At 46.0% G+C, this 15541-nt stretch carries 14 protein-coding genes; all 14 read left to right on the forward strand.

Features of this window, described 5'->3' with window-relative positions:
- Positions 1-25 precede the first annotated feature (25 nt).
- On the forward strand, positions 26-328 hold the full coding sequence (locus tag ACQCN2_RS12215) for a monooxygenase (protein WP_426929193.1): 303 nt from the start codon (positions 26-28) through the stop codon (positions 326-328).
- 334 nt (positions 329-662) lie between these two features.
- The gene (locus ACQCN2_RS12220; protein ID WP_426929194.1) at positions 663-2276 is read left to right on the forward strand and encodes a spore germination protein; all 1614 of its coding nucleotides are present in this window, start codon (positions 663-665) and stop codon (positions 2274-2276) included.
- 11 nt (positions 2277-2287) lie between these two features.
- Positions 2288-3400, forward strand: coding sequence for a GerAB/ArcD/ProY family transporter (locus ACQCN2_RS12225; protein ID WP_426929195.1), 1113 nt, complete (start codon positions 2288-2290; stop codon positions 3398-3400).
- Positions 3397-4554, forward strand: coding sequence for a Ger(x)C family spore germination protein (locus ACQCN2_RS12230; RefSeq protein WP_426929196.1), 1158 nt, complete (start codon positions 3397-3399; stop codon positions 4552-4554). The genes ACQCN2_RS12225 and ACQCN2_RS12230 overlap by 4 nt, the downstream gene beginning before the upstream one ends.
- A gap of 15 nt (positions 4555-4569) precedes the next feature.
- Complete coding sequence (locus ACQCN2_RS12235) at positions 4570-4785, forward strand: hypothetical protein (RefSeq protein ID WP_426929197.1); 216 nt, start codon at positions 4570-4572, stop codon at positions 4783-4785.
- Between the two features lie 77 nt (positions 4786-4862).
- A complete protein-coding gene (locus ACQCN2_RS12240) occupies positions 4863-5420 on the forward strand; it encodes a DNA-3-methyladenine glycosylase I (protein WP_426929198.1) in 558 nt (185 codons plus the stop codon).
- 112 nt (positions 5421-5532) lie between these two features.
- Positions 5533-5955 carry a MarR family winged helix-turn-helix transcriptional regulator gene (locus ACQCN2_RS12245; RefSeq protein ID WP_426929199.1) on the forward strand — a complete coding sequence of 141 codons (423 nt, stop codon included), beginning with the start codon at positions 5533-5535 and terminating at the stop codon, positions 5953-5955.
- Positions 5956-6075: 120 nt separating this feature from the next.
- On the forward strand, positions 6076-7242 hold the full coding sequence (locus tag ACQCN2_RS12250; RefSeq protein WP_426929200.1) for an HlyD family secretion protein: 1167 nt from the start codon (positions 6076-6078) through the stop codon (positions 7240-7242).
- Positions 7242-8450 carry an ABC transporter permease gene (locus tag ACQCN2_RS12255; protein ID WP_426929201.1) on the forward strand — a complete coding sequence of 403 codons (1209 nt, stop codon included), beginning with the start codon at positions 7242-7244 and terminating at the stop codon, positions 8448-8450. The genes ACQCN2_RS12250 and ACQCN2_RS12255 overlap by 1 nt, the downstream gene beginning before the upstream one ends.
- A gap of 1024 nt (positions 8451-9474) precedes the next feature.
- The gene (locus ACQCN2_RS12260; RefSeq protein WP_426929202.1) at positions 9475-11454 is read left to right on the forward strand and encodes an endonuclease MutS2; all 1980 of its coding nucleotides are present in this window, start codon (positions 9475-9477) and stop codon (positions 11452-11454) included.
- A 40-nt stretch (positions 11455-11494) separates the two neighbouring features.
- The gene (locus ACQCN2_RS12265) at positions 11495-12013 is read left to right on the forward strand and encodes a GNAT family N-acetyltransferase (protein ID WP_426929203.1); all 519 of its coding nucleotides are present in this window, start codon (positions 11495-11497) and stop codon (positions 12011-12013) included.
- 150 nt (positions 12014-12163) lie between these two features.
- Complete coding sequence (manA, locus tag ACQCN2_RS12270; protein ID WP_426929407.1) at positions 12164-13117, forward strand: mannose-6-phosphate isomerase, class I; 954 nt, start codon at positions 12164-12166, stop codon at positions 13115-13117.
- Positions 13118-13272: 155 nt separating this feature from the next.
- Entirely contained in the window at positions 13273-14295 is a 1023-nt protein-coding gene (locus ACQCN2_RS12275; RefSeq protein WP_426929204.1) for an LLM class flavin-dependent oxidoreductase, read from the forward strand.
- A 151-nt stretch (positions 14296-14446) separates the two neighbouring features.
- Positions 14447-15514, forward strand: a complete 1068-nt coding sequence (locus tag ACQCN2_RS12280) for an alpha/beta hydrolase (RefSeq protein ID WP_426929205.1) — start codon at positions 14447-14449, stop codon at positions 15512-15514.
- The last annotated feature ends 27 nt before the right edge of the window (positions 15515-15541 follow it).

Consider the following 15541-nt stretch of genomic DNA (forward strand, 5'->3'; position numbering starts at 1 on the left):
TGGATAAATTAAGGAGGAACAACCGATGGCGAACAAGCTTTTACAGATTCATTTTCCGATGAATGGACCGTGGGGGGAGGAAATGTCCGCTCAATTTCAAGACCTTGCCGAAATGATTTCCCACACAGAAGGACTGCTTTGGAAAATCTGGACGGAAAATGAACAGACGCAAGAAGCGGGCGGCATCTATTTGTTTTCCGACCTTGCTTCGCTTGAGAAATATCTGGCGGAGCACACGGCTCGTCTTCAGTCTTTTGGAATTACAGAACTTCATGTAAAAATCTTTGATGTCAATGAACCGCTGACCAAGATCACAAGAGGTATTTAGATTGTCTGATATAGCTTTCACTCAAGCATAGGACTACCCAACAGGTAGTCCTATGCTTTTTTTCGTATCGGAATGTTTAATTGATTTACATCAGTAAATCGATTAAACATTCCTTCTTTTCGCGTAAGCCCACCAAGAAAAGACTTCGTCACTCGGGCCTCATTTTAAGCGAAACCCAGCGCAGAGAACGAAGGAAGGAAAAGAGTCGGCATTCTTTACGTCATTGAGAAGCGTAGTGATTTTCTTGTCGAATCCCTTCCGTAGTGAACGGAGCGGACAGTAGCTGCTACACGCGAGCTTAAACAGAGCACAGAGGGACGAAGTCTTTTCTTTTTTGCATAATCTTCCAATACAATTGGCATCCTTTCAGTATGAACACAACGAAGCGTGGGAGGAATCTGATATCAAAACGAACTTCTTCCACAAAAAAATAAGAATGGGGACGAACAACAAACAGACCCCGGTCATTCCATTGTCTACCTCGCTTGACGCCAATAAGTCGTATTTACAAGCTGAACTTGGGGCTAGCGCCGATGTCGTGTATCAGGAGCTACCACTAGCTGGAGGACAATACAAGGCAATTGTTGTGTATATTGCTGGTCTTGTGCAAATCTCCATCATCAACAAACAGATTATTGGGACGCTGCTTAATTTCTATGAAAGTGTGAGTGATCCATCAAACAATCAACTTATCAATAACCTTTCGTTTCAACTTCTGCCAGTTGGCCATGTATGGCAGATTCAGGACAAGAAAAAGCTGACGGAAGCGATCTTAAATGGCAGTACGCTGATTATGGTTGATGGTCAATCTGTTGCCATCTCTGTCAGTACAACGGGCGGCGAAAAACGTTCGATTTCCGAACCTTCTGTGGAAGATGAGATCAAAGCGCCAAGAGAGTCGTTTGTTGAATACATTCAGATTAACCAGTCGATGATTCGGAGAAAACTGAAAAATCCGCATCTCCGTTTTTTCAACATGCGAGTAGGCAAGGAGACGCAAACAGAGATTTCGATCGCTTTTGTGCATGGCGTTGTTAATCCGGCCATTTTGGAAGAGGTAAAACAGAGAATTGATCAGATGAATATTCAGGGGGTCCTGGAAAGCTATTATCTTGAATCGTTTATCGCAGACGCCCCCAATTCTATATTTCCACAGATTGATCATACGGAACGTCCCGACAGAGTAGTCGCTATGCTATTGGAAGGACGAGTGGCTATTCTAGTGGATGGTACGCCATGGGTATTAATCGTCCCAACGGTGTTTGTCCAATTTTTTACCACAGCGGGTGACAGCTATTTAAGCTATATTTTTGCCACTTCCATGCGCTTTCTTCGGCTCATGGGTTTTATCTTTTCATTGGTCGTCCCTTCACTATACATCTCGTTAACAACCATGCATCACGAGATGTATCCTACTCCGCTTGCCCTGCAAATTGCCGGTTCACGCTCTGGGGTCCCGTTTCCGGCTATCGTGGAAGCGTTATTGATGGAATTATCCTTTGAGTTGCTTCGTGAAGCGGGGATTCGGTTGCCCAAAGCGGCGGGACAAGCCGTAAGTATCGTCGGAGCGCTGATTATCGGTACAGCTGCGGTTGAGGCGGGAGTCGTATCTCCCATCATGATTATCGTGGTGGCGTTAACGGGGATTTCCTCCTTCGTCATACCTAGCTATGAAATCGGACTGGCCCTTCGTGTATTGCGCTTCCCCTTAATGATTATCGCTTCGATTCTGGGGATTCCCGGCATCACGGTGGCCCTGCTTACACTGCTTACCTATATGGTTTCATTAACCTCTTTTGGTGTTCCGTATCTCTCACCCTTTGCTCCATTTCAATGGGGGGATATAAAAGATAGCTTTATTCGGGCTCCTTGGAAGTGGCTGGCTAACCAAAAGCATCGATATACACGTCATCGGGATAAGGTTGATGAGTTCGACGCAAATGAGTAAGGAGGTACATCATGAAGGGGAAAGGTCCATATACTCCTAGGATTACTGCGATGCAGCTGTCTCTTGCGCTAATCGCAAGTCGAGCATCTGTCATGGCCGTGTTTCTGCCGGTCATCTGGGCCAAAGGCGATCCGAAAAACGGATGGGTGATCTCGATTCTGTCCGGAGTCGGGGGGATGCTCTTGATCTGGATGTCTGTTAAGCTCTCGGAGATGCACCCAAACAAGACTCTGATTGAGATCACCCAAAGTCTGCTAGGAAAATGGGTGGGGGGTGTTGTTTCGGTTATCTTTCTGTGGTTTTTCTTACACATTGCAACGATCATGACGCGACAATTTGCCGAAATCCTGAACGTTGCCTTGATGCCCGAAACGCCGATCCAAGTATTCATCATTTGTATTACCCTTGCTGTTATATTTGCTGTCAGTCGCGGACTGGAGGCAATAGCAAAAGTAACGGCGCTGACCACCCCATTATCCATCCTCTCCCTGTTCCTTATCGTTTTGTTCAACAAGAAGAATTATGAAATCAGTGCATTGTTACCGGTTCTGGAGAATGGGTGGTCGGGCGTTTTGTACGGAAGCATTGTTCCTTTGGCGTGGTTTGGCGACGTATTTTTGATTATGATGCTATTTCCATATGTAAAAGACAAGCCGAAGGTAAAACCATACACGCTCTTAAGCATCGTTGTCACGACCATTCTTTTAGTCCTTCTCTCAGGCGGAGTTATCGGAGTATTTGGTCCCGAAGAAGCCGGGCAGCTCACCTTGCCCTTGTTTTCTTTTGTGCGAATGATTGAAGTGGCTAGCTTTTTTGAGCGGATTGAAGCCGTTCTCGTCGCGATCTGGATCAGTATCATTTTCAGCAAAATTTGTTTCTACTTATATATTGGAATCCAGGGCACAGGACAGTTGTTTAAACTGCAAGCCAAGCGTTTTCTAATCATTCCAATGGGGATTTGCCCTATTGTTCTTGCCAAACTATCGTTTAAAAATCTCGCGGACTTAAAATACTTTCTGACCCCAGGGTATTTCGGCATCTACGCTCTATCGATTGAAATCATCTTTCCTCTGCTGTTGCTGCTTATAACCTTGCTCAAACCAAAGGAACGGGCCGCATCATGAAACCAATGGTACGAACTGTTCTGCTTGTCATGCTTACAGTCGTTTTAGCCTTGACCACAACCGGATGCTGGAATCGAAGGGAAATTGAAAAATTGAGCTTTGTATTGGGAGCCGGGATCGATTCGACTCCACAAGGTTTTCTGTTAAGCGCTCAAGTGGCCAATCCTTCAGCGATGACCAAGAAGGCTGGGAATGCTCCAACATTCTTTACGTTCACTTCTACGGGGCAAACGATGTTTGACTCCCTCCGTAAAGCGACACACAGCTCTCCGTTCCGATTGTTTTGGGCGCATACCAAGGTCATCGTGATTAGTGAGGAGTTCGCCCGCAAAGGAATCATGCCAGTGATGGAATACTTCAGCCGAGACGCTGAAACGAGGCGTAATTTCACGGTTGCGATTACACCTAAGAGAGCGGAAGACATCCTGAAAATGAAGGTAGAAACCGAAAAAGTTCCCGTCCTCGCTTTAATGGACCTTCTTGAAGGGTATAAAGCGAGTTCGACGACGCCGAGGATGAATGTGAACGATTTTATGCGGACCTACCATACGTCAACCTCGATCCTTGTACCTGTCGTGCGAAAAGTGGTAAACCAAGGTTCCAAAGAAGATTACTACGTCCAGGGCTCCGCTGTCTTCACCAAGGATAAACTGATCACCTACCTGGACCCGATTGAAACCCGGGGAGCCTTATGGGTTCGAGGACAAGTGAAAAGTGCCATTCTGGTAACCCCATGTCCAGATGGGAAGGGCAAGGATAAGCGTACCCAAAAAGTATCCTTCGAGGTATTCACAGCCAAAGCGGATATTAAACCGGCGAAAAAGGGAAAAGACTTCACCATAACGGTAAAGATCAAGGAAGCGGGCAACCTGGCTGGAGCCGTCTGTACCAAAAATGAGGTAAATCCCACAGACATCAAAAAACTCGAAGACTTGAAAAGCAATAAAATAAAAGCGGAGGTTATGAAATCGCTTAAAAAGGCCCGCGCGCACAAAGTAGACGTGTTTGGATTTGGAGAGGCCATTCATCGCAAGTATCCAAAGGACTGGAAAAAGATAAAGGATCGCTGGCCCGATTACTTCGCGAAAATTCCCGTTTCCGTGGAGGTTGAAACCAATATTAACTCTAGTGCCTTAATCCAGCGACAGAAGTAAGGAATAGGTGAGGATATGATCCTGACGATGGTCATTTTGTTGACAGTGGTCAGCTTCAAGGATATCGGACCGTTAGTGAAGAAAAAAAGGAAAAAAGAGTTGATTCTATTTGCTCTTCTGACCACTGTCAATTTTGTCTATGCGGTACTGATCCAGATGGACCTGCAGCCGTTGAATCCACAGGATATCGTCAATAGGGTTGCTGAATTCATGCATGGTTCACCTCAATAACATTTGCGGATCGTCCAGTTTCTATCTATCCTATGAATAGAAGGTGAGAAGGCCGAGACTGAAGAGGGGGACTGGCTATGAACAGATGCGGATGGGTCAACCAAGATCCGTTGTATATCGAATATCATGACAAGGAATGGGGAGTGCCTGTCTATGATGATCGGTTGCTCTTTGAATATTTGAATCTGGAAGGAGCGCAAGCCGGTCTAAGCTGGTATACCATCTTGAAGAAAAGAGAGAATTACCGCGTGGCCTTTGACCAGTTTGACCCCGACATCATCGCTCAATACGATGCGCAAAAAGTAGAAGAGCTGATGAATAACCCAGGAATCGTAAGAAATCGATTAAAGATTCAAGCGGTCATCTCCAACGCCAAGGCCTATCAACGCGTTGTTGCCGAGTTTGGGTCGTTTCGAGCCTATATTTGGTCGTTCGTGGATGGTCAACCGATTCTGAACCAGTTTCAAGAGATGAAAGACGTTCCTGCATCTACGGTGCTAAGCGACCGTTTCAGTAAAGATCTGAAAAAGCGTGGATTCAAGTTCGTAGGATCGACGATTTGTTACGCGTTCATGCAGGCGGTAGGGCTGGTGAATGACCATATCGTGACCTGCTGCTGCAGACAGAGCTCCTAGGGTGAGCTCTGTTTTAGTCTTTTCTTTCTTGATGGTTGACATATTTTGGGCAGAAAGTATAATGTAATCTAGCGAATATTTCACTTACAGAAATAATTTGGGGAGGGAAACGATGGACGAATGGTATGACCTCATGAGAGAAGCGGATACAACCTTTAGACAGGTCATTCGACAATATAAAAAGGACATGGGGAAATTGTTGGAGGACGTGTGCATCCTGGAATTTTACTTCATGAAGGTGCTTTCTGAAAAGGGCACAGCCCAGCCCGTCATGTCTATTGCTAATGAATTGCACGTGTCCCCGAGTGTTATTACAGCGAATTACACCAAGCTGATGAATAAGGGGATCATTTATCGTGAGAGAGCGTTGACAGACAAGCGTGTTGTAGAGCTAGGGCTTACGGAAGAGGGCAAGAAGCTGATAATGGAATTGGAGAAGAGGCAAACGGATTACCTCATGAACAAGTTTAAGGGTTTTTCCCAGGAAGAGATTGAAACCTTGATGGCTCAATTGAGACGATTACTCCAGAATTAAGAATCGGTCGTGAATAATACTTCGCTAATAGAAATAAATTACGAATAATACTTCACTAACAGAAATAAGTCACAGATAATACTTCGCTAATAGAAATAATTACGTGTGAGAGGAGCCCATATGAAAAAAAGTGTAACGGTCATTCTGATTTTAGTAGTAGCCCTGGCCTTGGGGGGATTCGGATTATTACGAGGCGGTAAAGATGCAGTTTCTCTTGCCATGCAACAAAAAGGCAGCATATTGACTGCCGAACAGGTAAACGTATCGTTCCAGCAGGTAGGCGGCAAAGTAACCAACGTCAACGTACAAGAAGAGCAACAAGTGAAAAAAGGCGATGTGCTTATTCAGCTAGATCCAACCGATATCAATCTGCAAATCGCCAAAGTAACCTCCGATATAGCTTCCACCGATATCAAAATCAAACAAACACAGGATTCCATCCGAATTGGTCAGCAAAAAGTAGACACGCAAGAAAGCCAAGCCCAACTGGGGGTTGCTACCGCTCAAACGGTTGAGAGCAAAGTATTGGAGGGTGCTCGCAAAGAAGATCTGGAAAAGCAGCGCCTTGCCGTCGGAACCGCGAAGGAATCCTTACGCAACGCTCAACTCAATTACGACCGGACCAAATCCCTGTATGAAAGCGGCGCTGTTGCCAAATCGGCGATGGATACGACTCAGCTTCAATTAACCACGGCCCAAAATACGCTGAACCAACAGGAAGAAACCTATCAGCAAATGAAGACTGGCGCCCAACAACAGGATAAGGATCAAGCCCATCAAGCAACCGAAAAAGCGAAGCTGGGTCTGGACACGGTTGCACAAGCCAAGGAAGATTTGCAAAACAGCGCAATGGGTATAGACCTCTTGAAGAAATCAAGAGAAGCCCTGCAAATCCAACTGCAAACACTACTTGTCCAAAAGGAGCGCTTAACGCTTCGCGCGCCTAGCGATGGTAAAATCGTCAAAGTCATTCCAAAAACAGGGGAGAACGTATCCGCAGGTGCTCCTGTGATCTTGTTGGAGACGAACCAGGTCTACTATGATTTTTATGTGGATGAGACACAGGTGACAAAATTCAAGGTAGGCGGTACAGTGACAGGTCATTTGGTTTCGACGAACCAGGATAGGAACGGAAAGATCCGATTCATTACCGCAGCGCCACAGTTTGCCAGCCTTCGCATGAGTCGTGAAAAAGGTCAGGCCGATTTGAACACGTTCCAGATTCGTGTATACATCGAGCGTACTCCAGACATTCTTCCTGGTATGACGATTGAGGTGAACCTGTAATGAGGGCTTTACGGGAAGAATGGAATTTGATGATTAGTGGCAAATTTGTTCGTAAAGCGTTCATTACTCCGCTCATCCTGGCGATTGTCTTCGGGTATTTGTTCAGCCACAACCAGATTAATAAGGCTCCGATTGCGGTGATTGACGAGGACAACAGCTTGTACAGTCAGCAATTGATTAACAAGGTCAACGCCTCTCAGTACATTGAAGTCGAGACCATTCTGCATCAGGACGTAAACCCCGAGACACTTCTCTACAATGAAAAATACATGGCTGTCTTGTATCTGCCGCACGGATTGGAGCAGAACCGTTTTCAGGGAAAACAGTCCAACATTGGATTTATGGTAGACTATACGGTTCCTTCGGCTACGGGAAGCTTGCGCTCAGCCATGTCAGAGATCATCGCGAGTGAGAATAGCACGGCGCCGACGGTAGGCAAATTAAAAGTGTTGGGGATGACAGATGAACAGGTTGCGGCAACTGTTAGTAATCTGTCTTTACAACAGCGGTTATTGTTTAACCCGACAAACGACTATATGAACCTGATGGTTATCGGGTATATCAGTATTGTTTCCTTGGGGATTATCTATGGGGCAACCATTACGATCGTTCCTCGCCTTCGGGTTGAGGGCAGGCTTGCTCAGGATTTGAAGCATCCGATCGGTCTTTTGATGAGGGTATTGCCATACACGCTTGTCTACATGATTGCGATGGTTCTTACATTGGCGGCACTCAAACAATTCGGAGGATTGCGTTTTGCTGGCAATGCGCTTGAGTACATGGTTCCGTTAGGACTGTTTTGCTTGGTGAGCGCTTGGCTAGGGATGTTAACGGGCTGGAATGCCAAGCATCCTTTGAGTGCAGCTGCTCGGGCACAAAACCTGATTTCTCCGGCGTTTATGTTATCCGGGGTACTTTCTCCAGTCGTTTTGTTTCCGCAATCCATTCAGTTGATCGGTGACCTGATTCCAGCCACCTGGTACTTCAAAGTCTTCAGGGGAATGGGTCTTCGAGGCGGAAGCCTGACGTATTATTGGGAGGAGCTGGGGGTATTTTTGCTGATGTTGGCGGTCATTTTTGCCTTCATGGCGCTGCTCATCATCAAAGAAACCAAGAAAATGGCTCAAGCAGAGTTCCAAGCAGAAGAAGCAACAGATGCCCAATCGTCAAGCAATACGTATTTGGTTTCACAAGAACAAGTCACCTAAATCAAGTGGCTTGTTCTTTTTTAGTCGATAGGAATTTATAAAAATTCCTATCGATCCAAGTGCAACTAAGGCTCTACCGGCGACAGAGGCTTGGCATCGCCAAGTTTTCTTTGCTGTGGATATGTTGAGGTCGATATCAATATCTATTTACGTTTAGGTGAATGTAAACAAATTCCCCATAATCAAAATGAAAATTATTAAAATTGATAATCCAAAAGTAAGAATTACAGTTAAAATACTTCTTAACATCGTCTTCCAACCATTTATCCCAGAAAAGCCGATAACACCGAATATACATGTGACCAAAGAAATATTTAGTACGATATTTAATGGGTGTAGGTGTACGCAATTTGTTACAAAATCCACTGCTTCGCTAGAGGATAACGCTAAAAAGAATAACCCTATGCAAACGAGTGAAAAAATAAATGCCCAAAGATTCACTTTTCTTTTCATAGCTGTTTCCCTTCGAATGATTTAGCGCCGTGATTATCTACCCTAAAATGATAGTAACAGAAATTAGGATACTATCATTTTAGATAAAACAACAATTTTTTTAGAAAACATCCATCAATAAAATTCTGTATCTGGAACGGTATGGATAAATATTCTTGTTCAGGGAATAAAAGTAGTGTAGAATGATCAAGAAGTTCAAAGTAAGGGAGTTTTGTTGATGTCGGTGGATGTTCTTAACTAAAGCAACTTCATATGCGTTTTGCTAAAAGAAGGTCTAATCATGCGTGAGCGTGTTGGACTGGGCAATTTTTTGATCCTTGCGAGGATTATTTGGTTTGCCGTTCTTTTGGGATACGCGTTTAGTTAAGAACACTACGAAGTGCATCGATTATACTCGGTATTGGTTAGACGCCAAGGGATAGGATGCCGTGCCATAGTGCATGGCTTTTTTTGTGCCTTTTTTTCCTGTTTTTGTCTAGCTTTATCGTTTATTTCACATGGACTGCTAACGAGCGAGTGTTCGTTGGCGGTCTTTTTTTATGTCCAAAAACTCATTCAGGAGGAATCCACATTGAACAATCATGCGATGCAAACACTGGAGTTTGACAAGATTAAGGAAAAGCTGATGGAATACGCCAAGTCTGAGCAAGGGAAACGCCATGTTCGGGAACTGGAACCAGTGATTAACCCTGTGGTGATTCAAAATAGGCTAATCGAGACCACTGAAGCAAGAGCGATTCTGGATAGGGGAGGAAGCGTACCGTTGCACGGGCTTCACGAGATCGATCAGGTCATGCTAAAGCTGGGCAAAGGAATGGTTCTGCATCCAGAGCAATTGACCACGCTGCTGGAATTATTGGAGACTGGCAGTAAGCTGAAGAAGTTCATGAAAGCTCGAGAAGAGATTGCTCCACAAGTAAGCAGCTACGCTTTTTCTATTGATGACTTGGAGGATTTGGCTGAAGAAATTCTGAGGTGCATACGGCATGGACGTGTAGATGATCAAGCGAGTAAAGAGTTGAGCAAGGCACGGAAGAAAGTAGCTATCGTCGAGGAGCGGATCAAAAGCCGCTTGGAGCATTACCTGAGATCATCCGCTTATCGCGACTACATTCAAGACGGTGTCATCAGCATGCGGGATGGACGCTATGTTATTCCGATCAAGGCCGAGCATCGACGTCAAATCGATGGGAGCGTACTGGACCGCTCCTCCAGCGGCCAAACGGTGTTTATCGAACCGGAGGAGATCAAGAAACTACAGAACGAATGTAACTACCTCAAAGCGGAAGTGGAAGCCGAAGAACATAAAATCTTAACCTATCTAACCGGCCTAGTGGAGTCCTATCAAGGGGAAATCTCCATCAATATCGAAACGATGGCGCATTACGACTTCTTGTTTGCTAAGGCAAAATTGAGCAAGTCGATGAACGGTCGATCCGTGGGGCTGAATACACGAAATATCATTCGGGTAAAAGGAGCCAAGCATCCCTTGATTGGCGAATCAGCCGAACCGCTTGATTTTGGGATTGGTGATTCATATACCGCACTGGTCATTACAGGCCCGAATACAGGCGGGAAGACCGTAGCCATTAAAACCGTGGGACTTCTCACCCTAATGGTTCAAGCCGGTTTGCACGTTCCTGTCGAAGCGGGAAGTGAATTCGCCGTTTTCCTCGATTTGTTGGTCGATATCGGGGACGGTCAAAGCATTGAGCATTCACTGAGTACATTTTCTTCCCATATTCGCAACATCATCAGCATCGTGGAGTGCGCTCATCCGCAAACTTTAGTGATCGTGGATGAGCTGGGAGCGGGGACGGACCCACAGGAGGGGATGGGGCTTGCCATTGCTATTCTGGAGGAGTTAGACAAAAAGGGAGCGACCATTCTCGCCACAACCCATTACAGTGAAATCAAGGAGTTTGCCCAGTCGCGAGAACGATTCGAGAATGGTTCCATGGAGTTTGACCTGCAAACTCTGCGCCCGCTCTATCGATTAAAGATTGGTCAGGCGGGAGAGAGTCAGGCTTTTTCTATCGCTTTGCGGTTGGGAATGAAGCGTACGCTGATTGAACGGGCTCACGAGATTACCTACAAGGAACACAAAACCTACGAACAACCGATTGAGCAGCAATTCGTGCACAATGAGGAAGTCGTGATGAATCATCGAGCCAAGCTAGAGGAAGCAAAGGAATGGGAAAAGACGTTCAAGCAGAAGCAGGTAAAGCAGGAGGAAGATGTACCAACGGAGGTAAAGCAGCGGGAGTTCACCATTGGAGATCGCGTCTACATCGGCAGCCTGAAAACCTCAGGCATCATCTATGAATTGGAGAATCATCAGGGCGAACTGGGCGTGATGGTCGGGCAGAAGAAAATCAAGATCAACAAGAAGCGGCTGACGCTGCAAATCGAGAGCAAGGAGCTGTACCCTGAGAACTACGATATGGCGATTGTGTTCGAAACCAAAGAGAATCGGAAAAAGGATCGGATGATGGGCAAGAAGCATGTGGAGGGGTTACGGGTTGAGCGTAGAACAGAAGAAAACCAATAAAAATGGAGAAAAAAATTGACCAACTGAAAGGGAGTTCATCATGATGTTTACAATCCGAGCAGAACAGCCGGGAGATCAAGGGGCAATAACAGAAGTCAATTTGCTTGCTTTTCAAGAAGAGAAACCAGCCAAACTCGTAGAAGCAATCCGGGCATCAGAATTTTTCATCCCGGAATTATCGCTTGTTGCGGTTGCTGACGAAGTGATCGGGCATATTCTCTTTAGCATCGTGTCAATTGAAACGAATCAGGGAAGTGTACCGACATTAGCTCTGGCCCCAATGGCAATCAAGCCAGGCTACCAGAATCAAGGGATTGGTTCTGCCTTGGTCATAGAAGGACTGCGTAGGTGCAAGCTTCTGGGATATCAGCATGTTGTCGTGCTCGGACATCCGAACTTCTACCCCAAGTTTGGATTCGTTCCTTCGCGATTGAAAGGAATTGAACCGCCGTTGCCAGTTCCTGATGAAGTATTTATGGTCATTGAACTTCAAGAGAATTCATGGGCAGCGAACCAAGGGAGAGTGAAGTATCCACCAAGCTTTGATGTCGTGTCATAGGTTGGGAAACATGCCTGGTTTCTCCCGTTAGAGTGCAGAGTGACGAAGTTTTTTTCAGCTCCCACATGACGAACCTTCCTAGATACAACTGAATAACCTACTGGGGATTTTGTTGCACTTTTTTCTTCTTGGGAGAGGAATGATGTGACGGTGAAGAGAGAACCTATCTTCTTTTCTCCAGTATTTCAAGAGCGTATCTGGGGGGGGACTGCGCTTTATGACTGCTTTGGTTACACAATCCCATCCGACCGAACAGGAGAATGTTGGGCAATTTCGGCCCATCCGAATGGTCAAAGTGTTGTGCGTGAAGGTAAGTACCAGGGAGTGACACTTGGAGAGCTGTGGAGCCAGCATCATGAGTTGTTCGGTAAGGCCAAGGGAGAGGTATTTCCCTTGTTAACCAAGATTTTGGATGCCAATACCGACTTGTCCGTACAGGTGCATCCGGCTGATGAATACGCGAAGTTGAACGAAAACGGTGAGCTAGGCAAAACAGAGTGCTGGTATATTATTGATTGCAAGGAAGGTGCCGAGTTAATCTACGGACATACGGCAAATTCCAAGGAACAGTTTGAGCGAATGATTGAGCAGGGAGAATGGAATCAGCTTCTGCGAAAAGTATCCATTAAGCCGGGTGATTTCTTCTTCGTTCCTAGTGGTACGATTCATGCATTGGGCGCAGGTACTCTTGTATTGGAAACGCAGCAAAGCTCTGATACCACTTATCGCGTGTTTGACTATGACCGAATCGATGACAAGGGGAACAAGCGGGAGTTGCACCTCCAAAAAGCATTAGATGTCACGACGATCCCTCATACCGACCCCATAACCGAACCTCAAACCGTTCAACTGTCCGGGCTCTGCATGACAACCTATGTCCACAGCGAGTATTTTACAGTTCAAAAATGGCAACTGGATGGCGAGGCCACCGTAGGGCAGGATCAAGATTATCTGTTAGCCAGCGTCCTTGATGGAGCGGGACAAATTACCGTGGAGGGTATTTCCTATCCAATAAAGAAGGGGGAGCATTTTCTCCTGCCGCATGGTGTAGGTGCGATTCTTTTGCAAGGAACAGCTGAGCTCATCGTTTCTTATGTTGAATAGAACGGAATGGAAATGAACAAGATTAAATCGAATCGAGAGCGATCACTCAAGTCACCAAAGTTGGTGGCTTTTTTATTTGTGTTGACTTTTGATAAGTTACTGACAAAATAAAAGCATAAAGCATTTATAATGAAAACTGGTGGAGTGTGATATCCATGAAGATAAAACTTAGTGCATTAGACCAATCACCAATTCCAGAGGGAAGTACGGCAGCTGTGGCTTTAGCGCAAACAGCTCGGCTGGCCCAGGAGTTGGAGAAGCTGGGCTATCAACGATTCTGGGTATCGGAACATCATTTCACTTATAGTTTGGCGGGTTCAAGCCCAGAAGTGCTTATCGCTCATCTAGGAGCCAAAACCGAGCGAATTCGCATTGGTTCAGGCGGTGTCATGCTGCCGCATTACAGTGCGTTTAAGGTAGCGGAGAATTTTCGCCTGTTGGAGGCTCTTTATCCGAATCGAATCGATCTGGGCGTGGGCAGAGCGCCAGGTGGCATGCCAATTGCTTCGAGAGCCTTGCAAGAGGGCAAAATCTCAGGGGTTGATCAGTATCCGGAGCAATTGAATGACCTGATTGCGTACATTCATGATGAGTTGCCAGAGAATCATCCGTTTGCTGGTTTGCAAGCAACGCCGATTATTCCAACAATACCGGAGATCTGGCTGTTAGGTTCTAGCGGAGAGAGTGCCAAGTTAGCGGCAGAAAGAGGTGCGGCTTTTGCTTTTGCCCACTTCATTAATGGGCAGGGCACTGGAACGGAAGCTATGCAGTGGTATCAACGTTATTTCAAACCCACCAGAGTCGGAGATCAACCGAAGTCCATGGTAGCAATTTTTGTGGTATGCGCAGAGACAGAGGAAGAAGCGAACAAGCTGGCATCCAGTCTTGATCTCTCGATTTTATTGATCGAAAAGGGAACAAGCAACCGTACAGGAGTCCCATCCGTAGAGCGAGCTTTGGCTTATCCGTATTCAGAATATGATCGCTATCGGATGGAGGATAATCGCAATCGAATGATCGTAGGAACACCGGAGCAAGTGAAGCAAAAAATCCTGCGGATGAGCGAGGAATACAACACCCATGAGTTTATGATCGTGTCCATCATCCATGATTTTGAGGCCAAATTAAAATCGTATCGGCTTTTGGCGGACGCGTTTGGACTTACGGCCTCATTCTGATTCGTCCAACTATGGCTTAGGAGTCGCTTAGTTCTCTTACTTAAAAAGGATAAAATCCAAATAAAGGTAAAAAACCAATCAGTTAGAATAGAATAATAGAAACGAAGCGCTTCGCAGTGTTTCCAATAGATAAGTAGAGGGGTGCAATCACTTGTCACAGAAAACGGTGAAGAAGACTGTTCAAACCAATCGTCTGGTAACGTCGTTTTTTGAAGCAGGGGATCGGAATAATCCGCCTGTTTTGTTGGTTCACGGGAATGTATCTTCTAATCTTTTTTGGGATGAGGCATTGGAGCAATTATCGGATGGGTATTGGGTCATCGCCCCTGATTTGAGAGGGTATGGAGAATCCGAAGCGAAGCCAATTGATGCCACGCGTGGTGTGCGCGATTGGTCAGATGATCTTCATGCGCTTGTGACTTGCTTGCAAATCGATGTACCCATTCACATCATCGGATGGTCACTAGGCGGGGGAGTAGTGATGCAATACGCGATTGATTATCCTGAATCGGTTGCCTCGTTGATCCTGTTAAATCCGGTCTCTCCCTACGGATATGGCGGGACGAAGGATGAGGTGGGAACCCCTTGCTATGACAACTTTGCTGGATCTGGTGCAGGTGCGACGAATCCGGAATTTGTTGAACGGTTGCGCCAAGGCGATCGATCGGATGAGGCTCCGAGTAGTCCACGTAATATTATGAATCAATTTTATTTTAAACCGCCCTTCCGCGTTTCTCAGGAAAGGGAAGAGCAATTTGTTCAGTCGATGGTAGCGATCAAGGTGGGGGAAGGGTTGTATCCGGGAAGCTTCGAGACCTGCTCAGAATGGCCGGGTGTCAAGCCAGGAGATGTCGGGATTAATAACGCGATATCCCCCAAACATTTTAAAACCGACTCGATTGCCGATATTTCACCCAAGCCGCCTATCTTGTGGGTTCGGGGTTCAGATGATGCGATTGTGTCCGATCAGCCGCAACTTGATTTTGGCTACTTGGGACAGCAGGGCATCATCCCCGGCTGGCCAGGGGAAGAGGCGTACCCCCCGCAGCCAATGGTCAGTCAAACCAGGCATGTGCTCAACAGGTATCAAGCGAACGGAGGACAATACGAAGAGTTTGTTGTGGAAGGAGCCGGACACTCTCCGCATATTGAGAAGCCTACTGTGGTGTACGACAAAATCATTCAGTTTATTCAAGGGGCAACGAAAAAACCGCACTAGCTGCGGTTTTTTTACGTGAATGAGGGA

Origin of the sequence: Brevibacillus ginsengisoli (assembly GCF_050113715.1) — a bacterium.
Taxonomy (GTDB): Bacteria; Bacillota; Bacilli; order Brevibacillales; family Brevibacillaceae; genus Brevibacillus_H; species Brevibacillus_H ginsengisoli.